Origin of the sequence: Pseudomonas sp. PDM27 (assembly GCF_019219205.1) — a bacterium.
GTDB lineage: Bacteria > Pseudomonadota > Gammaproteobacteria > Pseudomonadales > Pseudomonadaceae > Aquipseudomonas > Aquipseudomonas laurylsulfatiphila.
In genome coordinates, this window is the sequence record NZ_JAHUWF010000003.1 from 401,525 (window position 1) to 423,916 (window position 22,392).

The 22,392-nt window shown below is 61.4% G+C and carries 21 protein-coding genes; 7 read left to right on the forward strand and 14 right to left on the reverse strand.

Annotated elements, in window-relative coordinates; translation table 11 throughout:
* Positions 1-22 precede the first annotated feature (22 nt).
* Positions 23-691 carry an isoprenoid biosynthesis glyoxalase ElbB gene (elbB, locus tag KW838_RS09690; protein ID WP_007978857.1) on the forward strand — a complete coding sequence of 223 codons (669 nt, stop codon included), beginning with the start codon at positions 23-25 and terminating at the stop codon, positions 689-691.
* 119 nt (positions 692-810) lie between these two features.
* Here the strand turns inward: elbB and KW838_RS09695 are convergent, their stop codons facing one another.
* The 5 genes from KW838_RS09695 to KW838_RS09715 all read right to left on the reverse strand — a co-directional run bounded on the left by KW838_RS09695 (position 811) and on the right by KW838_RS09715 (position 6,752).
* Positions 811-1,266 carry a YaiI/YqxD family protein gene (locus KW838_RS09695; RefSeq protein WP_007978855.1) on the reverse strand — a complete coding sequence of 152 codons (456 nt, stop codon included), beginning with the start codon at positions 1,264-1,266 and terminating at the stop codon, positions 811-813.
* A 107-nt stretch (positions 1,267-1,373) separates the two neighbouring features.
* Positions 1,374-3,272, reverse strand: a complete 1,899-nt coding sequence (locus tag KW838_RS09700; RefSeq protein ID WP_218500986.1) for an FTR1 family protein — start codon at positions 3,270-3,272, stop codon at positions 1,374-1,376.
* 161 nt (positions 3,273-3,433) lie between these two features.
* Positions 3,434-4,066: a homoserine/homoserine lactone efflux protein gene (gene rhtB, locus KW838_RS09705; protein ID WP_007998964.1), complete on the reverse strand. Its 633-nt coding sequence runs from the start codon at positions 4,064-4,066 to the stop codon at positions 3,434-3,436.
* Positions 4,067-4,260: 194 nt separating this feature from the next.
* A complete protein-coding gene (locus KW838_RS09710; protein WP_007978849.1) occupies positions 4,261-4,842 on the reverse strand; it encodes a mechanosensitive ion channel family protein in 582 nt (193 codons plus the stop codon).
* Positions 4,842-6,752, reverse strand: a complete 1,911-nt coding sequence (locus KW838_RS09715; protein ID WP_218500987.1) for an ATP-binding cassette domain-containing protein — start codon at positions 6,750-6,752, stop codon at positions 4,842-4,844. Before KW838_RS09715 ends, KW838_RS09710 begins: the two co-directional genes overlap by 1 nt.
* A gap of 50 nt (positions 6,753-6,802) precedes the next feature.
* Here KW838_RS09715 and KW838_RS09720 point away from each other — a divergent pair, with 50 nt between their 5' ends.
* Positions 6,803-7,267, forward strand: coding sequence for a TIGR02444 family protein (locus KW838_RS09720; RefSeq protein WP_218500988.1), 465 nt, complete (start codon positions 6,803-6,805; stop codon positions 7,265-7,267).
* Here the strand turns inward: KW838_RS09720 and KW838_RS09725 are convergent.
* A complete protein-coding gene (locus KW838_RS09725) occupies positions 7,264-8,451 on the reverse strand; it encodes an AlgP family protein (RefSeq protein WP_218500989.1) in 1,188 nt (395 codons plus the stop codon). The genes KW838_RS09720 and KW838_RS09725 overlap by 4 nt on opposite strands.
* Before the next feature lie 192 nt (positions 8,452-8,643).
* On the opposite strand from KW838_RS09725, the gene KW838_RS09730 reads away from it, so the two are divergent.
* The gene (locus KW838_RS09730) at positions 8,644-9,309 is read left to right on the forward strand and encodes an FKBP-type peptidyl-prolyl cis-trans isomerase (protein ID WP_218500990.1); all 666 of its coding nucleotides are present in this window, start codon (positions 8,644-8,646) and stop codon (positions 9,307-9,309) included.
* 60 nt (positions 9,310-9,369) lie between these two features.
* Here the strand turns inward: KW838_RS09730 and KW838_RS09735 are convergent, their stop codons facing one another.
* From KW838_RS09735 to KW838_RS09765, 7 genes are all read right to left on the reverse strand, one after another.
* A complete protein-coding gene (locus KW838_RS09735; protein ID WP_015097328.1) occupies positions 9,370-9,828 on the reverse strand; it encodes an Rsd/AlgQ family anti-sigma factor in 459 nt (152 codons plus the stop codon).
* A 177-nt stretch (positions 9,829-10,005) separates the two neighbouring features.
* Positions 10,006-10,557, reverse strand: a complete 552-nt coding sequence (locus KW838_RS09740; protein WP_102699663.1) for a disulfide bond formation protein B — start codon at positions 10,555-10,557, stop codon at positions 10,006-10,008.
* A gap of 263 nt (positions 10,558-10,820) precedes the next feature.
* Positions 10,821-12,059, reverse strand: a complete 1,239-nt coding sequence (locus tag KW838_RS09745; RefSeq protein WP_102699664.1) for a heme biosynthesis HemY N-terminal domain-containing protein — start codon at positions 12,057-12,059, stop codon at positions 10,821-10,823.
* Positions 12,056-13,216 (reverse strand): uroporphyrinogen-III C-methyltransferase, encoded by a 1,161-nt coding sequence (locus tag KW838_RS09750; protein WP_218500991.1) that lies wholly within the window; start codon positions 13,214-13,216, stop codon positions 12,056-12,058. The genes KW838_RS09745 and KW838_RS09750 overlap by 4 nt, the downstream gene beginning before the upstream one ends.
* 16 nt (positions 13,217-13,232) lie before the next feature.
* Positions 13,233-14,000: a uroporphyrinogen-III synthase gene (locus KW838_RS09755; protein WP_102699666.1), complete on the reverse strand. Its 768-nt coding sequence runs from the start codon at positions 13,998-14,000 to the stop codon at positions 13,233-13,235.
* Positions 13,997-14,938, reverse strand: a complete 942-nt coding sequence (gene hemC, locus KW838_RS09760; protein WP_102673521.1) for a hydroxymethylbilane synthase — start codon at positions 14,936-14,938, stop codon at positions 13,997-13,999. The genes KW838_RS09755 and hemC overlap by 4 nt, the downstream gene beginning before the upstream one ends.
* Positions 14,939-15,076: 138 nt before the next feature.
* On the reverse strand, positions 15,077-15,823 hold the full coding sequence (locus tag KW838_RS09765; protein ID WP_102699667.1) for a LytTR family DNA-binding domain-containing protein: 747 nt from the start codon (positions 15,821-15,823) through the stop codon (positions 15,077-15,079).
* A gap of 524 nt (positions 15,824-16,347) precedes the next feature.
* Between KW838_RS09765 and argH the strand changes: the two genes are divergently transcribed.
* A complete protein-coding gene (argH, locus tag KW838_RS09770) occupies positions 16,348-17,742 on the forward strand; it encodes an argininosuccinate lyase (protein WP_007978825.1) in 1,395 nt (464 codons plus the stop codon).
* 111 nt (positions 17,743-17,853) lie between these two features.
* On the opposite strand, the gene KW838_RS09775 is transcribed toward argH, so the two are convergent.
* A complete protein-coding gene (locus KW838_RS09775) occupies positions 17,854-18,513 on the reverse strand; it encodes a glutathione S-transferase family protein (protein WP_218500992.1) in 660 nt (219 codons plus the stop codon).
* 124 nt (positions 18,514-18,637) lie between these two features.
* Between KW838_RS09775 and KW838_RS09780 the strand changes: the two genes are divergently transcribed.
* The 3 genes from KW838_RS09780 to KW838_RS09790 all read left to right on the forward strand — a co-directional run bounded on the left by KW838_RS09780 (position 18,638) and on the right by KW838_RS09790 (position 22,388).
* The gene (locus KW838_RS09780; RefSeq protein WP_007978820.1) at positions 18,638-18,922 is read left to right on the forward strand and encodes a hypothetical protein; all 285 of its coding nucleotides are present in this window, start codon (positions 18,638-18,640) and stop codon (positions 18,920-18,922) included.
* A 181-nt stretch (positions 18,923-19,103) separates the two neighbouring features.
* A complete protein-coding gene (locus KW838_RS09785) occupies positions 19,104-19,349 on the forward strand; it encodes a TIGR02647 family protein (RefSeq protein WP_007980796.1) in 246 nt (81 codons plus the stop codon).
* 195 nt (positions 19,350-19,544) lie between these two features.
* Complete coding sequence (locus KW838_RS09790; RefSeq protein WP_218500993.1) at positions 19,545-22,388, forward strand: class I adenylate cyclase; 2,844 nt, start codon at positions 19,545-19,547, stop codon at positions 22,386-22,388.
* Positions 22,389-22,392 lie beyond the last annotated feature (4 nt).

Here is a 22,392-nt window from a genome sequence, read left to right on the forward strand (position 1 = left end):
CCATGAATCTGGAGAAAAGCCCATGAGCAAAAAAGTTGCAGTGATCCTTTCCGGTTGTGGCGTGTACGACGGCGCCGAGCTCCACGAGAGCGTCATCACCCTGTTGCGCCTGGATCAACGCGGGGCGCAGGTGCAGTGCTTCGCACCAAACATCGCGCAGTTGCATGTAATCAATCACCTGACCGGCGAAGAAATGCCCGAATCGCGCAACGTGCTGGTCGAGTCGGCGCGAATTGCCCGGGGCAACATCCAGGATATCCGTGACGCGAACGTCGATGACTTCGACGCGTTGATCGTGCCCGGCGGCTTCGGCTCAGCCAAGAACCTGTCCAACTTCGCCATTGAAGGCGCCGGCTGCACCGTTCAACCGGATGTCCTGGCACTGACCGAAGCCTTTGCCGAGGCCGGCAAGCCGGTGGGGTTGATGTGCATTTCCCCTGCCCTGGCGGCCAAGATCTACGGTCCCGGCGTCACCTGCACCATTGGCAATGACACCGACACCGCTGCCGCGATGAACAAGATGGGCGCGACCCATACCGACTGCGCGGTCAGTGACATCGTCGAAGACAAGGCACGCAAACTGGTGAGCACCCCGGCCTATATGCTGGCGCAGTCGATCAGTGAAGTGGCCTCGGGGATCAACAAGCTGGTAGACCGGGTGCTGGAACTGACCCACGAAAACGACGCCTGACACCCTTCAAAAATGTGGGAGCGAGCTTGCTCGCGATGGGGCCAACACATTCAACTTTGATGTTGTCTGTAAGTCCGCTATCGCGAGCAAGCTCGCTCCCACAAGGTTCGCCGCAGGTCTCAAGAATTGCGGGCCAGCCGTGTGAGGATCCGGTCCAGCGCATTGGCGAACGCCTGCTTCTCACGCTCGCCAAACGGCGCTGGCCCGCCCCCCATCTGCCCCTGTTCGCGCAAATCGGTAAACAGGTTGCGCACCGCCAGCCGCTCGCCCATGTTCTGCGCATCAAATTCCTTGCCCCGTGGGTCGAGCGCTGCCACGCCCTTCTTCACCAGACGATCGGCCAGCGGCACATCGCTGCAGATCACCAGTTCACCAGGCACCGCGTGCTCCACCAGGTAATCATCCGCCGCATCCGGGCCGCTCGGCACCACGATCAGCTTGACCAGCGCCAGCCCCGGCTTGGTCTGTGGCTGCCCGGCCACCAGCACCACTTCGAACTGGCGCTTGAGAGCGAACTTCACCACCAGATCCTTGGCCGCCCGCGGACAGGCATCGGCATCGATCCATACACGCATGTTTTTATCCTTTCTGAAAAAGCATCGCGAGCAGGCTCGCTCCCACAGGTACAACACGATCCTTGTGGGAGCGAGCCTGCTCGCGAAAATGAGCGCAGCGAATGCTTTTAGGAAACCTGCACCCGCTGCTTCTCAACCACCCGGCTACGACCATACAACACGACAATCGCAATGATCGCCACGGCCTGGGCGCTCAACGAATACGCATCGGCGTGGATCCCCAGCCAGTCAAAGTCAAAGAACGGCACCGGCCGCGTGCCGAAAATCCCGGCTTCCTGCAGCGCTTTCACGCCATGCCCGGCAAACACCACCGACAAGGCGCACAGCAGACCCGCGTTGATGCTGAAGAACAGCGCCAGCGGCAACTTCGCCGAACCGCGCAAAATCACCCAGGCCAGGCCGACCAGCAGCACCACCGCCGTGGCCCCACCGGCCAACACGGCGTTGTGCCCTGCGGGACCTGCCTGCAACCACAGGGTTTCGTAGAACAGAATCACTTCGAACAGTTCGCGATACACCGAGAAAAACGCCAGGGTCGCAAAGCCGAAACGCCCACCGCCCCCCACCAGGCTGGTCTTGATGTAATCCTGCCAGGCCGCCGCGTGACGACGGTCATGCATCCACACGCCCAGCCACAGCACCATGACACTGGCAAACAACGCCGTCGCGCCTTCCAACAGTTCGCGCTGCGAACCGCTGACATCGATCACATAAGCTGCCAGCGCCCAGGTGCCCAATCCGGCCAGAAATGCCAGCCCCCAACCGACGTTGACGCTGCGCACCGCCGCCTGTTGGCCCGTGTTACGCAGGAAGGCCAGGATCGCCGCCAGCACCAGGATCGCTTCCAGACCTTCGCGCAGCAGAATCAGCAAGCCGGAAATGTAACTCAGCGACCAGCTCAAACCGTCGTTGCCCAACAAGCCGGCCGATGCCTTCAACTTGTCCTTGGCCACGTCCAGGCGTTGCTCGACCTCGCTCACCGGCAAGCCGTCCTGCAACGACTGACGGTAGGCCATCAGGGATTTTTCCGTGTCTTTACGCACGTTGGCGTCAATGTTGTCCAGCGAGCTCTCGACCAGCTCGAAGCCTTCCAGATACGCCGCTACCGATAAGTCATAGGCCTGATCATGCTCACCGGCACGATACGCCGCGATGCTCTTGTCCAGGGTGGCCGCCGTGTAGTCAAGCAGTTGCGCCGGGCCACGCTTGACCTGGGGCGGTTGCGCCCGCTGGGCACGGAAGGTCGCGGCGGCTTGCGGGCCTTCGACGGCCTGTACTTCGGCCGGGGTCTGACGGGCGAGGTCGGCGATGTTGTAGGTCTTTTCAGCCTTGGCCGTCGCTGGGTCAACACTGAAGCTGGCGATATAGGTGGCCAGGTCCCAACGCTGACGATCATCCAGCTGGTCGGCGAAGGCCGGCATGTCAGTGCCCTCAATGCCTTGGCCGAGGGTGCTGTAGATCGCGTAGAGGCTCAGGCGGTCCAGCCGTGAGGCGTCACGCAGATTGGTCGGCGCAGGCGTCATGCCGACACCTGCCGGGCCGTCGCCGGCCCCTGAGTCGCCATGGCAGACCGAGCATTGCTGAGCGAACAGCGGCGCGCCTCTTACCGGGTCCGGCGTAATGACCGGGGCCTGGCTGACTTCATAGGCCACGGCCAGCTTCGCACCCAGTTGCCGGGCCTGGCGCGCGACGTCGGCACCGTCCTGATGGGCGCCGATGGAATTTCCCAGCGCGGCCAGGCTTTGCTCCAACGCGGCTTTTTCCGATGTGGCCGGCAGGGCTGCAATCAGGCTTCCCAGCGTCTTGACCGAGTCTTGCTGCGCGCGAAATCCGGCCTGGTCCGTGATGCTGCCCGCCTGCACCGTGTCCGGGTAATCCGCGCCGATGTAGTCGAGCAAGTGCAGCGCCTGCGGCGTACCTTCGACGGAGGCGGCCAGCAGTTGAAAGCTGCACGCAGCCAACAGCGGCAGCAACAGCCAGGCCAGGAAACGGGAGGGGGCAATCATGAATGAATCTCAATTGGAAATACGAAGTTACACATTGTTAACGCCTGACGGGTTTCGCTCAAGCTTTGTTGATACTTCTTCGTAATTGCATCGGTTTCGGGAACGGCTCCCCAAACGAAAAAGGCGACCACCAGGGCCGCCTTTTTTTGTCAGTCGCCGTATTACACGGCGGCCCTGCGCAACGTCGCCATAAACGCCGCCGCGCCGATGAACAGCCCGGCAAAGGTCCGGTTCATGCGCTTTTGCTGTTTCGGTGTGCGCAGCAGACGCAGCACTTTGGACGCCAGACCGGTGTAGCCCGCCATGACGATCAGATCGACGCAGACCATGGTCACGCCGATCACCAGGTACTGGATCAGCAGCGGAGCATGGGGGTCGATGAACTGCGGCAACACCGCCAGCATGAACACCAGCGCCTTGGGGTTGCTGATGTTCACCAGAAAACCACGGAACACCAGGGCCATCGGCTTGCCGATCTGGCGCACCGCCGCGTCATCGCTCATATCGCTGGGCAGCGCACGCCATTGCTTGATCGCGAGGTAGACCAGATACGCCACGCCAAACCATTTGATGGCGTAGAAGGCCGTGGCCGAAGCCGTGAGGATAGCGCCGACACCGGCACCGACGATGGCGATCTGCAAAGCCAGGCCCAGTTGCAGGCCCAGGGCATTCCAGTAGCCGCGCCAGAAGCCGTATTGCAGACCGCTGGACATCGACGCAATGGCGCCGGCACCGGGGGACAGGCTGATCACCCAGCAGGCGGCAAAAAACGCCAGCCATGTTTGAAGCTCCATTGCACACCTCGACTCGGACTCGTGACAGATGTCTAAGCTAATGCGGCTTTGGGTTGGTGACTACCGATTTTTTGTGGGGAGCCGACGATCGTTAAACGGCAAAAGCAAAAGATCGCAGCCTCCGGCAGCTCCTACATTGAAATGCGATTCCCTGTAGGAGCTGCCGAAGGCTGCGATCTTTTCCGCAAGCCTGCTTACTTTTCGAACCCGCTCGAAGGGAACACATCAGTTCCCCGCCAGCGCCGTACCGAACGCTGGAAGAACAGGCTGTTGGGCACTTGCACCATGGCGCTGCCGGTGCCGACTTCTTCGGCCTCGAGCAACGTGGTGTAAAGAAGATTGATCGCCACCACCCGACCTTTGACGCCGGGCTTGTCGGTGGTGTCCACCAACTCGACCACGTCACCGATGCGGAACGGGCCGACGGTAAAGATCAGGATCGCGCACAGCAGGTTCGAGAGCACGCTCCACATGGCAAAAAACGCCACCGCCGCGACCGCGACGAAACCGGACAACGCGGTCCAGAGCACCGTGGCCGATACGCCGAGTCGCTCGAGGACGAAAATCAGCGCGCTGCCCATGATCAGCCAGCGCAAGCCGCCCCGCAGCGGCATCATCAATTGCGGCGGAAACGGGTAACGCTCACCGAGACGGGTCAGGCCTTTGGCGACGAAGCGCTGGGTGAAGTAGCCGGCGAGCAGGATCAGCAGGATTTGCACGCCGAGCCAGATCGGCTCGACCCACACCGCCGGCAACGGCAGCTTGAAGGCGTCCATCAGGACAGCGCCTCCAGCTCCGCCTGCATGCTTTCCAGCAATTCCAGGGCCTCCATCCACGCCTCTTCCAGCTCCGCTTCACGCACTTTCAGCTTGGCCTGCTCGGCCAGCAGATCACGCAACTCGTTCTTGCGTGCCGGCTCGTAGATGTCACTGTCGCCGAGGCTGGTATCGACCTTCGCCAGTTTTTCGTGGAGCTTGCCCAGTTCGGCTTCAAGCTTGTCAGCCTCACGCTTGTGCGGGGCCAGTTGCTGACGCAACGCCGCTGCGGCCTGGCGCTGGGCTTTCTTGTCGGTTTTGTCCGGGTTGACCGGGGTGCTGCTGACCGGGGCATTACGCTGGCGATACTCCACCAGCCAGCGGGTGTAGTCCTCCAGGTCGCCGTCGAACTCTTCGACCTTGCCATCCGCCACCAGATAGAAATTGTCGGTGGTGCTTTTGAGCAAATGACGATCGTGAGAGACCACCAGTACCGCACCACTGAACTCCTGCAGGGCCATGGTCAGCGCCAGGCGCATTTCCAGGTCCAGGTGGTTGGTCGGTTCGTCGAGCAGCAACAGGTTCGGCCGGTCCCAGGCAATCAGTGCCAGGGCCAGGCGCGCCTTTTCACCACCGGAAAAATTCAGCACCGGCTCGTCGATCCGCGCGCCACGGAAATCGAAACCGCCGAGGAAGTCGCGCAGGGCCTGTTCACGCTCGGTCGGTGCCAGGCGCTGCAGGTGCAGCAACGGGCTGGCCTTGGAATCCAGAGAGTCGAGCTGATGCTGGGCGAAGTAACCGACCACGGTGTTCTCGCCACGGGTCAAGCGACCGGCCAATGGCGAGAGCTCACCGGCGAGGTTCTTGATCAGGGTCGATTTACCGGCACCGTTAGGGCCGAGCAGACCGATGCGCGCACCCGGGGTCAGTTGCAGCTTGACCTTCTCCAGCACGGCTTTGTCACCGTAACCCAGGCGGGCATCGGACAGGTCGATCAGCGGGCTGGAAATTTTCTGCGATTCACGGAAGACAAAGTCGAACGGCGAATCGACGTGGGCAGCGGTCAGCTCTTCCATCCGCTCCAGGGCCTTGATCCGGCTCTGGGCCTGACGGGCCTTGGTGGCCTGGGCCTTGAAGCGGGCGATGTAGCTTTCCATGTGCGCACGTTGCGCCTGCTGCTTCTCGTACGCTTGCTGTTGCTGGGCCAGGCGTTCGGCACGGGCGCGCTCGAAGGCGCTGTAGCCACCGCGGTATAGGGTGATCTTGCGCTGATCGACGTGGGCCACGTGGTCAACCACGGCATCGAGGAAGTCCCGATCGTGGGAGATCAGCATCAGGGTGCCCGGATAGCTCTTGAGCCATTCCTCAAGCCAGATGATGGCGTCGAGATCCAGGTGGTTGGTCGGTTCGTCGAGCAGCAGCAGGTCCGATGGGCACATCAAGGCCTGCGCCAGGTTCAGACGCATCCGCCAGCCACCGGAGAAATCCCCGACCTGGCGATCCATCTGCTCGTTGATGAACCCAAGACCGGCCAGCAACTTGCGTGCCCGGGCGTCGGCGGTGTAACCGTCGGCGCTGTCGAGTTCCGAATGCAGGCGGGCCTGTGCGGCACCGTCATGGGCCGCTTCGGCTGCCGCCAGGTCGCGTTGCACCTGGCGCAGGCGCAGGTCGCCATCGAGCACGTAGTCGACCGCCAGGCGTTCGAGGGTGTCGACCTCCTGGCGCATGTGGGCGATACGCCAGTCGGCCAGCAGGAAGCAATCACCCGAGTCCGGGTGCAGCTCGCCCCGAAGCAAGGCGAACAGGCTCGATTTGCCGGCGCCATTGGCACCGATGAGGCCGGCTTTCTGGCCGGCGTGCAGGGTCAGCTCGGCGTCTTCTAGCAGACGTTGCGGGCCACGCTGTAAAGTCAGGTTCTGAAGTCGAATCATAATGGCGGCGGAGTCTACCAGCTTCGCTCGCAACTGGCGCGAGTAGCACTATGTCCTCTGACCTGTGGAGCTTTTCCCTGACCACTTACGCCCGTCCCGGTGTTGAGCAGGCATGCCTGCAATTGCAGTCGGCGGGGGTCAATGTGTGTCTGTTGCTGTGTGGTGCGTGGCTGGGACACCGAGGCGTGGCCTGCGATGAGCAGCGCTTGCAGCAACTGCGCAGTGTGGCCACCTCGTGGGACATCGAAGTCGTGCGGCCGTTGCGCACCTTGCGCACACAGTGGAAAGCCGCGGCCACGGAAGACGCCGACTTGCAGACCTTGCGTGAACAAGTGAAGGCACTCGAGCTGGAAGCCGAACGGCATCTGTTGTTGCGGCTGGAGAGAGCGGCGCAGAGTTGGCCGCAAAATGCCGAGACCGATCTGGCGGCCTGGCTGGAAGGTGCGGCGACCGAGGCCGCCCACCTGCACCGCGACGCGCTGCATCAGCTGCGCGTCGCGGTAACCGGCACTTAGGAAGCGCTGGTTGGGGTGGTTGCTGCGATCGATGCGGCGGCCGGCGTTGGCGCTGGCGTGGCTGTCGAGGTGGCTGCTGCCAAAGTAGACGTTGCTACCGGAGCCGGGTTGGCTGGCTTGGCAGCCGGTGCGGTGGCTGGCTTTGCAACCGGAGCGGTGGCTGGCTTGGCGGCAACCGGCTTCTTCACAGCAGGTTTGGCTGCGGGTTTTGCAGCAGGTTTTGCAGCTGGTTTAGCCGCAGCTGGTTTAGCAGCTGGTTTGGCCGCTGCTGGCTTGGCGGCAACGACTGGTTTTGCTGCAGCTGGTTTGGCGGCTGGTTTAGCAGCAGGTTTGGCAGCCGCTTTTACAGCAGGTTTTGCCGCTGGCTTGGCTGCTGGTTTAGCGGCCGGTTTTGCAGCGACAGGTTTTGCAGCCGGCTTGGCAGCAGGTTTCGCAGCAGCGGTGCGGGCAGCTGGTTTGGCGGCTGGTTTTGCCGCGGTTTTTGCAGCTGGTTTTGCAGCCGGTTTAGCAGCAGCGGTTTTAGCAGCGGCTGGTTTGGCAGCCGCGGTTTTTGCAGCAGCAGGACGTGCAGCGGCAGGTTTGGCAGCCGTGGTTTTAGCAGCCGGTTTTGCGGCGCTGGCAGCGGCCGGTTTTCTCGCTGCAGGTTTTGCAGCCGGTTTGGCTGCGGCGGTTTTAGCGACCGGTTTGGCAGCTGCCGGTTTTGCAGCAGCAGGCTTGGCCGGTGCTTTTGCAGCAGCCGGCTTGGCAGCGGCTTTCTTCGCAGGTGCCGCAGCAGGCTTGGCCGCGCGCAGGGACAACACCTTGCCGACAGCCTCTTGTACACGACCGACGCCCTGGGCCAGTTTCAGGCTTTCCTGGGCATCGCGCTTGAGTTGCAGAATGTAGCCGCGGGTTTCCGATTGACGATCCTTGAGGGCATCGAGCAGCTCCTCAAGATCGGTCACTGCTCCCTTGGCCTTGGCTTGCGCCTTGGCTTTTCCGGCCGCCGCAGCGTCCTGCAATTTGGTGCGGGACTTGTGCAGTTTTTCTTGCGCTTTTCCGCGCTGCTTTTCCAGTTTGGCGAGCAGTTTTTCAGCATCAGCCAAGGCTTCGGAACAAGCGGTTTCCAGATGCTCGAGCAGGCTGCCCGAGAGTTGTTGGAGCAGGTGCAATGGAGTGCTTACTGGCTTCTTGGTGGCCGACATGGTTTACCTCCTGGCTGAAGTGAGTGCGGCTCATACTAGACCTCTGCAGCAACCGCCGCTAGGGCATGTTGACACTATCGAAAGCGTTGTGTTGCAAAGGACTGAAAAACTTCTGCTTCGACGCGAAAGCAGTTCACCGTTGCGCGCATTCTCGCTGGCATAATCGTCCGCAATTCAGGTCGGAGAGTGCCCATGTCGCGCTGCCTTTTTTTATCGCTGTGCGTGTTTTTTTCGGTCGCCCAGGCCGCCGAAACAACACCGGAAAATGACGCCCACGATCTCGCTTACAGCCTGGGTGCGAGCCTTGGCGAACGCTTGCGCCAAGAGGCTCCCGACCTGCAACTCCAGGCACTGGTCGAGGGATTGCAACAAGCCTATCAGGGCAAGCCGCTGGCGTTGAAAGACGAGCAGATCCAGCAGATATTGACCGAGCATGAAGCGCAGATTTCCATTCAGTCAGCCGAGCCGCAGAGCGAATTGGCACTGGAAAAGGAACAGCGTTTTCTCGCCGCCGAGAAAGCCAAGCCTGGCGTGCGCGAACTGGCTGACGGCGTACTGCTGACCGAGTTGACGCCGGGCGCTGGCGCCAAGGCAGGACCCAACGGCAAGGTGCAGGTGCTGTACATCGGTCGCTTGCCCGACGGTACGGTGTTCGATCAGAACAGTCAGCCTCAATGGTTCAGTCTCGACAGCGTGATCGCCGGATGGCGCAGCGCATTGCAAAACATGCCGGTCGGGGCGAAATGGCGACTGGTGATTCCATCGGCCCAGGCCTATGGCGCCGAGGGTGCCGGTGACGTGATCGCACCGTTCACACCACTGGTGTTTGAAGTCGAATTGCGCGGTGCCACCGGCTGACGACACAAACGAAAAACGGCGTGCCTTGGCACGCCGTTTCGAGATCTTGCAGAAAGCGCTTCAGGCCTGAACCGAATCGGCTTCCTTGTGGGCTGTGTGCAGCACTTCGATCAGGCAGTCTTCCAGCTCGAAGCGCTCATGCAGCAGGCCACCCAGTTCCTTGAATTTCTCGGCGACGCATTTACCTTCATCGCACAGGTCATTGAACGCGAGCAGCTTCTCGGTGATGACGTCGATGCGCGGGTAGATCGTCTCGGCGAGCTCCAGGCCACGCGTGTCGTTGAAGGCCTTGGCCTCCCCCGTCAGCTGCTCGTAGATCTCGAAGTGCCCGGCCGATACATAATCGACCAGCACGCCGCAGAACTCCTGCAAAGGCTTGCGGTTCTCACCCAACGCCTCAGGCTTTGCGCCAAGAGCGTCATAGGCCCCGATCAGTTCGTGTCGTTCCTGCAACCAGCGATCGATCAGCAGGTGCACTCCACCCCAGCGTTCCTGAGCATTCTGACAACTTTCGAGCATGGTGATCTCTCTTCCCTTGTGGGTCAGCTGCTCTATGCCCGCACGCCTCTTGTAACATCGGTGGGCGGTCAGGCAGAGCGTCATCGAGCAACATAATTCCAATGACACGTGCGGGCCAGATTATGCCCGCACGACACTGGCTTCAAGGTACGCAGGCGATAAAGTTCATACAAGTGTTTAATCGCCGGCAAAGGCCCGGTGCGACGACTCGTCGCTGAGCGGTCGCTGATAGCTGATCCAGACCAGTCGCAACGACTGGTAAACGGCCAGAATCATCATCGCGACGAAGAACAGCAGGCTCCACTCCGTGAGACTCAGGTCGAACAGCGTCCAGGAAATTTCCACACAATCGACAGCGCCCTTGAACACTTGCTGCAGGACGGAAAGCCACGGAGAACCGGCGAGCAGATCCGCCAGATGGGTCGAGCACGCTGCGGCCTGTTCCATCGGAAGGCTTTGCAACAGAACCTGCCGCCACGCCGTGACAGTGCCGGCCAGGCTGCATCCAAGACTGAGCAGCCAATACAGAACGGTTCCGATGCGACCTGGACCATGGACCGAAGCCATCAGGCAGACACCGGTCAGGAGCGCCAGACAAAACCGCTGCACCAGACACAAGCCGCAAGGCCTCAGGCCGACCGCATATTCCAGGTAGTAGGAAACGCCCAACGCCAGGGCACCCGCAATGAAAGCCATGAAAAACAAGGAGCGTGAGCAGGCCAAAGACATGGCTTATCCGTAAAAGTAGTGACAGACCGTTACGGTAGAGGAAAGCGCGGCGGCCTTTCAAGGCAGGCGCCCACGGAGACTTCAGCAGAAGTGTAGGGAAATCCCGACGCATAAGAGAGGATAAAAAGTAGTCCTCTGTAGGACTTTGCCTGCGACGAGAATGGGTAACCGAATTTCAGCGAATTATCTCACTGCGACGAGGACAATTACTTCCTCGCCGCAGTTCATCACACAGTCGCCGGAGCCTGGCCCCAGCGAATGGGTCAAGCGCGGACTGACACGGGTAGAGGGGCCGCAAGCAAGCGTTCATCCAACAATCCCAGGCCTTCCTGAAACAGCTGGTTGCTGCGCTCGGCATCACCCATTTGCGCCAACAGCCGCGCCAGCTCTGCACAGGCTTCCGGATTGCGTTGTACACGCAGGCTGCTTTCCAGATAGTCCCGGGCCTTGCCCCACAAACTGTTTTGCAGGCACAGACGGCCCAGTGTCAGCAGCAGGCCCGGATCGGCCGGATGGTCCTTGAGCCAGCCTTCAGCGGCCTGCAACTGGCGGGCCGGATCATTGCCGCGCACCAGCCCGTAGAGGCGAGCCAGATGACTGTCGTAGCTGCGCTTGAGCGCGGTGCGCAGGACTTCCTCGGCTTCGACCTGAGCCCCCAGTTGCCGCAGTTGCTCGGCATAGGCGAGCACCAGTTGTGGCTCCTGGCGTTGCGCCGAGGTCAGTTGCTGCCAGGCACGTTCGAGCGCTTGCTGCCCCACCGCTCCGTTCTCTTCCCGTTGCGCCGCCAGGGACAGGTTCGCCCCCCAGGCCCGACGCTCCAGTTCTGCGAGTTCGGCCGCCGGCAGAACTTTGTCCTTGCGCAGCTCCGGCAGCAGGCGAATGACTGACGACCAGTCACCACGCTGCTGAAGCAGGCGCTGCAACTGACGCAGGGTCTGTGCATTATGAGGATGGCGCTCACGCATGGCTTGCAGGGTGGCGAGGGCGCCGTCGGTATCACCGCGGTCGGTCTGCAACTGGGCGTGGTTCAAGGCGATCGCCAACTCGGCCTGAGGCTGACGCTCCAGGGCGCGCTCCAGCAAGTTGTCGCTTTCTTCGTAATTGCCTTGTTCGTTTGCGGCACGGGCCGCACCGAGGTAGTAAAGCAACGGCTGGCGCTCGGCCTCGGCAGCCCGATGCAAGTGACGTTGCGCGCTGGCCCAGCGCCCCTCGGCCAGGTCCAGTTGACCGTGCTCGATCGCCACCTGCACCCGGCGGCTGCGGTTACGCCGCGACCACGGGTTGACCACCCCGCTGGAAGCCATCACCAGTTCGACCAGCGCCTTGATACCCCAGATCACCAACCACAGCACGGCCACCAGTGCCAAAGTAGCCCACAGGCTCGACTCATAGCGGAAGGTCTTGTAAGCAATCAGCACGTAACCGGAATGTTCGGCGATCGCCAGCCCCAATGCAGCGGTAGCGGCAATCGCGAGGAACACGATCACATAGAGGCGCTTCATGGCGTGGCCTCCAGCGCGGTGCTCGCGGCAGGCCTGGCCATTGGCTTGACCGAATCTTCGGCGTTGACGTTGCGTCGTTCCAGGTACCCCTGCACCGCGCTCAGGGTGCCGGTCATGTCTGGAGTGACTACGGTGACAGGTTGCCTGCTCAGCTCGGCTACCTGCTCAAGCATGACTTTGCTTTGCGAGTTGTCCGGGTTGAAGTTGCCCTTGAGGATGTCCCGCGCTTCGTCCAGCACTTGGGAGTACACCGCAGGCTGACCATTGAGTGCGGCCCACTGTGCCTGCTCCAGCGCCAGGCTCAGGGCCAGGCGTACCTGACTCAGGCTCTGACCGGCCAGCAATGGGCGAACGTTTTTATCGGCATTGAAATCGATACGGATGTAGCGCGATATCTGATCCCACCATTGCGCCCAGCGACTGGCACCGTCGCCATCGGCAGTCAGGCCCAGCAGCGAATCGCCACGGTCCTTGTACTCCGGTGCCAGCTCGGTGAGGCTGGCCACTTGATCGCGCAGCGCGCCCAGACGCAGAAACAGCCCGGTACGGTCCGGTTGCTCGGTGCTGCGCAAGGCAATCAGGGTCTTGGCCACCTGCTCGCGCGCGGCAAAGGAGCCCGGATCGTTCTGCTCGCGCAGGATCTCGTCGGCACCCTGGACCAGTGCCTGGGCGCTGCTGATGTCCTGCAAGGCAGACAGTCGCAGACTGGCCAGACGCAGCAAGTGCTCGGCCTCGGCCAGACGCCAGTCCTTGCGACTGGCGCCGAGTACGGTTTCCAGACGCTGGTTCAAACGCTGCTGATCACCTTGCAGCTGGATCACCAGGCGACTGCGTGCTTCCAGCTCATCGGCAGGCGGCAATTGTGCCAGGCGTGCGCTCAGGCGTTCCTCATTGAGCTTGAGGTTCTGCGCCTGGTCATTCAGCGCCTGCACCTGGCTCAGTTGCTGCTGATTGTTGGCCTGCAGGTGACGCACCTGCCAGACACCCCAACCGCCCACCGCGACACCGGCCGCGCCCAGCAACAGTGCGAGGATTGCCAGACCATTGCCTCTACGCTGCTCGGCAGCTGGTGGCGGCGGCATTTCTTCTAGAGGAGCATCAACAGGTGCATCAAGCACCGGTCGCGAGTCATCTTTAGGCAGGGCTGTTTCGCTCACGTATCCATCCTTTGCATCAGAAAACGGGTACGGGTTGCTCCCGTAACGCCGTCAGCAAGGCCGCGGCACTCGCGCCGCGACAATCCACAACTGTTTTGGCCCCGGCGGCACGCGCCAGCTCGGCAACCCTGGGGCTTGGTACAAACAACGGCAACCGCGCCAACTGCGGCCAGGCATCGCCGGCCAATTGATGCAGGTGCTCAAAACCTTGTCCACTGCTGACCACCAGCCCGTTCAGGCGTTCCGCCTGGATCCGTTGCGGCAGCACTTGCGGCGGGTAAATCGGCATTGCCCGGCGGTACAGCTCCAGATACTCGACACTAGCACCAAGCTCACGCAAACGCTCAGCCAGCAACTCGCGCCCACCCTCCCCGCGCAGGATCAGCACCCGCGCATCGGGTGGTGCGATAGCCTCGCGCAGACGGGAAAGTTCGAGCAGGGCTTCACTGTCATCGCCTTCTGCCGGGAAGCTCACATCCAATCCGTGAGACTGGAGGATCTGCGCTGTCGCCGCGCCGACGCTGAACCACTTCACAGCGGGCGGCGCTGGCCGAAACCGCTCGAGCAGTTCGACGCCGATCCGGGCGGCAGGCTTGCTGACCACGATGATTGCGCAGAACCTTTCCAGCGTCTGAATCACCTGGCGCATTGTGTCAGTCGCCGTAATCGGCACGATGTCCAAAAGCGGCAGACTGTTACTGAATATCCCCTGCTCGGCCAAAAGACTGCCCAGCGCCGCCGACTCATCGGCGGGACGTGTCAGCAGCAAGCGCCAGCCGGTCACTCGTGACCTGCCTCGCCATAGACCGCTTTGAGAATGGCGTCGGCACCCTGGCTCAGAAGGTCTTCAGCGACACGCACACCCAGTGCCTCGGCATCGCCGCGAGGGGCACGGGCTTGTGCGCTGAGCAGCAGGCCACCGGCTGGGTCGCCCACCAGCCCGCGCAACCAGAGCTGTTCACCCTCCAGCACGGCGTAGCAGGCAATCGGTACCTGGCAACCGCCATTGAGGTGCTTGTTGAGGGCACGTTCGGCGGTCACGCGGGTGGCGGTGTCCTGGTGATGCAGGGGCGCCAGCAGCGCATGGATTTCACTGTCGGCACTGCGGCATTCGATACCCACCGCGCCCTGGCCACCGGCCGGAAGGCTGTCGTCGACACTGATGGCCGAAGTGATGCGATCTTCAAAGCCCAGCCGGATCAGGCCGGCAGCGGCCAGGATGATGGCGTCGTATTCACCGGCATCGAGCTTGGCCAGGCGCGTGTTGACGTTGCCGCGCAGGAAGCGGATCTCCAGATCAGGGCGACGGGTCAGCAATTGAGCCTGGCGGCGCAGGCTGGAGGTGCCGACGATGCTGCCCTGAGGCAACTCATCCAGGCTGGTGAAGGTGTTGGAAACGAAGGCGTCGCGCGGGTCTTCCCGTTCGCAAATGCAGTACAGGCCAAGACCTTCAGGGAAGTCCATCGGCACGTCCTTCATGGAGTGCACGGCGATGTCGGCTTCATTGTCCAACAGCGCGGTTTCGAGCTCCTTGACGAACAGGCCCTTGCCGCCGATTTTCGACAGCGGTGAGTCAAGCAACTTGTCACCACGGCTGACCATGGGAACGAGGGTCACCAGCAGGCCCGGATGAGCCGCTTCAAGGCGGGCTTTGACGTATTCGGCCTGCCACAGGGCGAGAGCGCTTTTGCGGGTGGCGATGCGGATCTGGCGAGAGGACATGGATCAATCCGTACTGAATAGATACGGCGGATAATAACAGCTCAGCCAAATCCACTTTGACTTGTATCAGATACTACTCGGCCTCCCTGGCCCCGGATGTCCGGCAATCGGGTGTGAAATTCGCCTGCGCACAGCTTTTTAGAGCTGTTGCATCATCTTGCGCACGCCAGCCACATGGCGCCGGCTGACGATCAGCGCATCACCATTGAGGCCTTTGAGGAACAGCTGGAAATGCCCCAGGGGTGTGCGTTGCAGTCGCTCGATACGCTCACGGGCGACCAGTGCGTTGCGATGGATACGCACGAAACGGTCACCGAATTCGTCCTCAAGGGCCTTGAGTGGCTCATCGAGCAGCACTTCACCGCTTTCGTGACGCAAGGTTACGTATTTGTGGTCGGCAATGAAGTACACCACCTGATCCAGCGGAATCAGCTCGATCCCTTTACGGGTTCGGGCGCTGATATGGCTGCGCGGTCCGCTGCCGCTTTCGGCAGCAGGGCGGGTCAGGGCGGCGAGCTGGGCACGATTTGGGCGCTCGGCTCTCTTTAATGCGTCATGTAACTGTTCAGTTCTCACAGGTTTCACCAGATAGCCTACGGCGCTGGCCTGTAAGGCTTCCACGGCAAATTCATCGGGCCCGGCGCAGAACACCACGGCGGGCGGAGTTTCGCGTTCGCATAACCGTGCAGCCACTTGCAGGCCATCGAGGCCGGGCATGCGGATATCAAGCAGCACGATATCCGGCTTGTGGCTGTCGATCAGTGCCAACGCCTCTTCGCCATTCGTGGCACTAGGCTCCAGGACACTGTACCCCTCGAGTTCGCCAACCATTCGGCACAGGCGCTCGCGGGCCAAGGGTTCGTCATCAACGATCAGGACATTCATATTGCGCTGGATTCCTGCGTGAGTCTCGCACAAGGATAGCGTAGACAGGTGAAGTGACGTCCGTCACCGCGATCCACGCTAAGACTAGCCCGAGCGTCAAAAAGTGCCGCTGGTCCGGCGGCTAAATTTTCATCTGCCGGGCGATTGGCGGCCCAGGCCCGCATTGGCGACACATCGCCACAGGGTTTGCTGATATGCAATATGAACACCCCCCCTCTTCTTATGGTCAGCGGCTGCACCGAGAAGTGCGCTGACCCTACTGTCCAACTGTAGACGGTTGCCGGGACGTTATTGCTCAATTGAAAAATATCGTTGCGCTAACGTAGGAGCGAGCTTGCTCGCGATGAGCGTTAACGATAACGCGTGCCTCCTGGATAAACGTGTCGACTTCAGGTTCATCGCGAGCAAGCTCGCTCCTACACAAAAAAACGTATCGACCAGTGTCAGCGACAGGGTTGGCAACCCTGTTATTATCCGCGCCAGCGTTCCACGCCTTCTTTCTTCAAGCCGATACGAGCGAATTCATGAGCACTGACAAGACCAATCAGTCCTGGGGCGGCCGCTTCAGTGAACCCGTCGACGCCTTCGTCGCCCGCTTCACCGCCTCCGTCACTTTCGACCAGCGCCTGTATCGCCACGACATCATGGGTTCGATCGCCCACGCCACCATGCTGGCCAAGGTCGGCGTGCTGACCGATGCCGAGCGCGACAGCATCATCGATGGCCTGAAGACCATCCAGGGTGAAATCGAGGCCGGCCAGTTCGACTGGCGCATCGACCTTGAAGACGTCCACATGAACATCGAGGCGCGGCTGACCGACCGCATCGGCGTGACCGGTAAAAAACTGCACACCGGCCGCAGCCGTAACGATCAGGTCGCCACCGACATCCGCCTGTGGTTGCGTGACGAAATCGACCTGATCCTGGCCGAAATCACCCGCCTGCAAAAAGGCTTGCTGGAGCAGGCCGAGCGCGAAGCCGCCAGCATCATGCCGGGGTTCACCCACCTGCAGACCGCCCAGCCAGTGACCTTCGGGCACCACATGCTGGCCTGGTTCGAGATGCTCAGCCGCGACTACGAGCGCCTGGTCGACTGCCGCAAGCGCACCAACCGCATGCCGCTGGGCAGCGCGGCACTGGCCGGCACCACCTACCCGATCGATCGTGAATACACCGCCCAACTGCTGGGTTTCGACGCGGTTGGCGGCAATTCGCTGGATAACGTCTCCGATCGCGATTTCGCCATCGAATTCTGCTCGGCCGCCAGCATCGCGATGATGCACCTGTCGCGCTTCTCCGAGGAGCTGGTGCTGTGGACCAGCGCGCAATTCCAGTTCATCGACCTGCCCGACCGCTTCTGCACCGGCAGCTCGATCATGCCGCAAAAGAAAAACCCGGACGTGCCGGAGCTGGTGCGCGGCAAGACCGGTCGCGTATTCGGCGCGCTGATGGGCCTGCTGACCCTGATGAAAGGCCAGCCCCTGGCCTACAACAAGGACAACCAGGAAGACAAGGAGCCGCTGTTCGACGCCGCCGACACCTTGCGCGACTCGCTGCGGGCCTTTGCCGACATGGTGCCGGCGATCAAGCCCAAGCACGCGATGATGCGCGAAGCAGCCCTGCGCGGCTTCTCCACCGCCACCGACCTGGCCGACTACCTGGTGCGTCGCGGCCTGCCATTCCGTGATTGCCACGAAATCGTCGGCCATGCCGTCAAGTACGGCGTGGACAGCGGCAAGGACCTGGCGGAAATGAGCCTGGAAGAACTGCGCAAGTTTAGCGACCAGATCGATCAGGACGTGTTCGCCGTGCTGACCCTCGAAGGCTCGGTCAATGCCCGTAACCACATCGGCGGCACCGCGCCGGCGCAGGTGAAGGCTGCTGTGGCTCGCGGTCAGGCACTTCTGGCCAGCCGCTAAATCGTCAAAAGCTTCGCGAGCAAGCCCGCTCCCACAGGTTTGATGTGAGAACCCAATCCATTGTGGGAGCGGGCTTGCTCGCGAAGGCGATCGACAGAACGCCGCAAAAATCTACTTCCTGGCCGCAATCATCGCCATGAACGCCGGCATCGCCGCCTCCTTGTCAGCCGCGATCCGCTGCACATTCGGATTCTGCTCCAGACGCTCCAGCAACGCCTTGGCCTTCGGCATTTCAGCCAACAAATCAATGCCGAACAACTTGTGCGCCACGCCACACGCCAGCGGCACGCTATACAGGAAATACAGATCCGCCACGCTCAAGCTGTCACCCGCCACGTAAGGGCTGAATTTGCCGTGCCGGCCCAGCGCAGCCATCCCCAGCAACAGTTCAGCCTTGGTTTTTTCCTTGATCGCATCCGGCAGGCTCATGCCGAAAAACGCTTCGGCGTAGCAGGCTCGCGCCGGCAGCTCGATATACAGTTCGATTTCCCTGGCCAGTGCCAGCACCTGCGCGCGCTCGAACGGGTCGCTCGGCAGCAGCGGCGTGCCGTTGTGATTTTGCTCGAGGTACTCGAGGATTATGCTGGTTTCATTGATGAACCCCTGTTCAACGTGCAGCACCGGGACCTTTCCACGCGGGCTGATGGCCAGAGCTTCGGGGGCAGTGCCGCCATAAAACGGCACTTCTTCGAAAGGCAGTCCTTTTTCCAGCAGCGCCAGTTTGACCATGTTGTAGTAGTTACTGACGGAGAATCCATAAAGCTTGATCATCACAAAGCCTCCAGGCCGTGCGGGGTGGGCAGTGCCTGTTTATAGAACGCTCGAGGGTTTCTTGCCAGCAGCATCACGCCAATGAATACGGGTAAACTGGCCGCCTTTCCCTAAGGAGCCTGCCATGAGCGAGCCAATCGATATCGAAGACGACGAAGAAGAGTTCGCCGAAAATACCCTGATCGAAGCTATCGAAAACCAGATCGAAAGCGACAACCCGCCAGCGGCCAAGGCGACCTTCAACAAGCTGACCCTGGTGGGCTACGAGCGGGAAGAGATTCTCAACCTGATGGCTCACGTTTTGGCGGTAGAAATCGACGCGATCCTCGAAGAAGACCGCGCGTTCAACACCGAATGGTACGAAGCTGCGCTGCGCGCATTGCCCGAGTTGCCGCCGCAAAAGCAGTAGGATCAAAAGATCGCAGCCTGCGGCAGCTCCTACCTGGAATGCGATCCATGTAGGAGCTGCCGCAGGCTGCGATCTTTTTTATGCGAGGCAAAAAATCTCTGTCGCCAGCACTGGACATGCCGGACAAGCGGGTTCACCTTAGGAGCGCTGTCGTCCAATTCCTAGAAAGTCTGGAGTCCTTATGTCGCTTACCCCTGAGCTGGTTGCCGAACTGGAAGTCCTCGCACTCTTCAACCTGGACAGTTCCCAGGAAGGTCTGAAAATTCATCAGACCGCTGCCCCGAAACACATTGCCGCCGCCAAACGCCTCTTTGAAAAAGAACTGACCGATCAGCCTGATGGTGGCTACCTGACCAGCCTGGGTCGTGATGCCGCGCAAAATGTGCAAAGCGTGCTGACAATTCTTAACGCCGAAGTAACAGCCTGAATTCTGCCGCATCGCCCACGGAGACCCCGATCCAGGGATTTCCGCGGGCACATCCCCCCCCTGATTTCTGTCTCCACCGATAAAAATCTGACGCCAGAAAAATAAATCAGCTTAAAAGTCCTCGCCTCAAGGCGCTAAACTGCCCCTCATCCGAAAAGCCCCACGTCCGAGCCCTGCGAGCCGGTTTGAGCTGACATGACGCGCACCCATGAAATCCGCCCCGATCTGGACGAGGGAATCGACCGCAAGGTTCTCAGCCAGCTGCGCGCACGTTTTCTGAAACTCAACGAAGGACGCATGGCGCGCGCCATGGAAGGCTTGTCGACCCGCCAGCAAGGGGTCCTGACCTTGCTGCCGCTGTTTTTCCACGTTAATCATCCGCTATTGCCCGGCTACGTTTCCGGCAGTACGCCGGCGGGGCTGTCGAATTTCGAACCGGACGCCAGTGTCCTCGCAGAAGCCCAGCGCCTGACCCGCTCGTTTTCCTACAAGCCTCGCCACGGGAGCAACCCGCCGAGGCCGATTCACGGACTGTTCCTGATGGGCAGCCTCGGCACCCTGGCCCAGGCCGACCAGAGCGACATGGATGTGTGGGTCTGCCATGGGCCGGACCTGACCGAGAACGAACTCGCCGAACTGCGCAAAAAATGCCAGCTGCTGGAAGCCTGGGCCGCCAGCCAGGGCGCCGAAGCGCACTTTTTCCTGATCGAACCGACCCGTTTCGTCCGTGGCGAGCGCGACACCCAGTTGAGCTCGGAAGATTGCGGCACTACCCAGCACTACCTGTTGCTGGACGAGTTTTACCGCACCGCGATCTGGCTGGCCGGGCGTACGCCGATCTGGTGGCTGGTGCCTGTCTACGAAGAATCGAGTTACGACCGCTACACCCATACCTTGATCTCCAAACGCTTTATCCGCGCCGATGAAACCCTCGACCTCGGCAACCTGGCCTTTATCCCGCCCGGCGAATTTATCGGCGCCGGGCTCTGGCAGCTGTTCAAGGGCATCGAGTCGCCCTACAAGTCGGTACTCAAGCTGCTGCTGACCGAGGTCTATGCCAGCGAACACCCCAGGGTTCATTGCCTGAGCCTGCGCTTCAAGCAAGCGGTGTTCGCCAACCGGCTCGACCTCGACGAACTGGACCCGTACGTCGTGGTGTACCGGCGCATCGAGGAATACCTGATCGCCCGCAACGAACCGGAACGGCTGGAACTGGTGCGTCGCGCGCTGTACCTGAAGGTCAATCGCAAACTGACCGGCAGCAGCCGCACCCAGAGCTGGCAACGCTCTTTGCTCGAGCGCCTGGCCCATGAATGGCGCTGGGACCAGCGCCAACTGGCCCTGCTCGATAGCCGCAGTCAGTGGAAAGTCCGCCAGGTCGGCTCCGAGCGGCGGGCGCTGGTCAATGAACTGAACTACAGCTACCGCTTCCTCACCCAGTTTGCCCGACAGGAGCAAACGGTCAGCCGCATCAACAAGCGCGACCTGAGCGTGCTCGGACGTCGGCTATACGCCGCGTTCGAGCGCAAGGCCGGCAAAGTCGAATTCATCAACCCCGGGATCGCCCCGGACCTGGCTGAAGACACCCTGACGCTGGTGCACGCGCCGAACAGGAAAGAACCGGGGCAAAGCCAGTGGGGTGTGTACAACGGCAGCCTGACGGCGCTGGAGTGGGAACATTTCGCGCCGATCAAACGCAGCCGTCACTTGCTCGAGCTGCTGAGCTGGTGCCACCGCAATGGCGTAATCGACAGCAGTACCCGCCTGGCCCTGCACCCTGGCACCAGCGACTTGAGCGAGTTCGAGTTGTTCAACCTGCTCGGCAGCCTGCAACAGACTATCGCCCTGCCCTTGCCCACGGTCGCCGAAGAACCTCTGTTGCGCGCCAGCGTGCCGAGTGAAGTGCTGATTCTGGTGAATGTCGGCATCGATCCGCTCAAGCACCATCGCGACCTGAACATCCTGATGACCACCGAGCGCACCGATTCCCTGAGCTACGCCGGGGTTCGGGAAAACCTGGTGCTGACGCTGGACCAGGTCACGCTCAATAGCTGGAACGAAGTGCTGGTGGCTCGCTACGACGGCCCCCATGCCCTGCTCGACTGCATTCGCGACTATCTCAACAACCTGCCAGCCGGGCCGCAACAGCCGAAGCTGAGGGTGCGCTGTTTCTGCCATAACCGCGCGCAGTTCATCGCCCAACGGGTGGAAGACATCCTCGACACCGCGCAGAACCTGCTTCTGAGCCGGCTCAATCACCGCTACCTGATCCAGGTCCAGCAGCACTACCACGTGCTGGAGCTGGTGCCGGGACAGGTCCAGCACATCGCACTGGCCACCCTGCCGGCGTTGATCGACTACCTGGGTGAAGACATGGCGAGCTACAGCCCGCTTCACCTGGACCCAAACGCACTGGAAGAGCACGACCTTGCGCTGTTCCTGCCAACGGGCCAGCCGGACTGTATTCAAGTGTTCTATCGGGTCAACGAAGATCAGGCTGATCTGTACGTGCTCGATGAATTCAACGCCCTGTGGCAGCAACGCCTGCCCTGGCACGACGAGCAAAGCCTGCTGGTGCCGCTGCAGCGTTTCCTGCAATCGATCCAGTACCGTCGCGATGCCCTGTTGCCGATGGACGCTGCCCACCCCTTGAACCTCGACACCCGGTATTGCCAGTTGCTGCCGTCAGGCCCTGGTCGGGCACGCCGCATTGAAGCCCGGCCGGTACCGCAGACGCCAGCGAACAAACCGTTTTACGACGTACAGGCGATCGTCGGCAAAGCCGCACCGGGTCAGGTGCAGGTGACGCTGTATTGCAATCAACGGGAGTTTTCCGAACTGGAGCATGGCGACCAGCTGTTCAGCGTGGTCGCCCGGGAAATCGTCGGGCAGCGCCGGGAAACCGAACGCTACCGCTGCTACATCACCGACCTCGACCTGTCAGGCCTGCTCGGCGAAGGGCAGAGTTCCACCCATCTGTACCTGCGCTACAAAGCAGACCTGGAGCAGGCATTGAACGAGGCGCTCGATCAGGTCTGAGGGG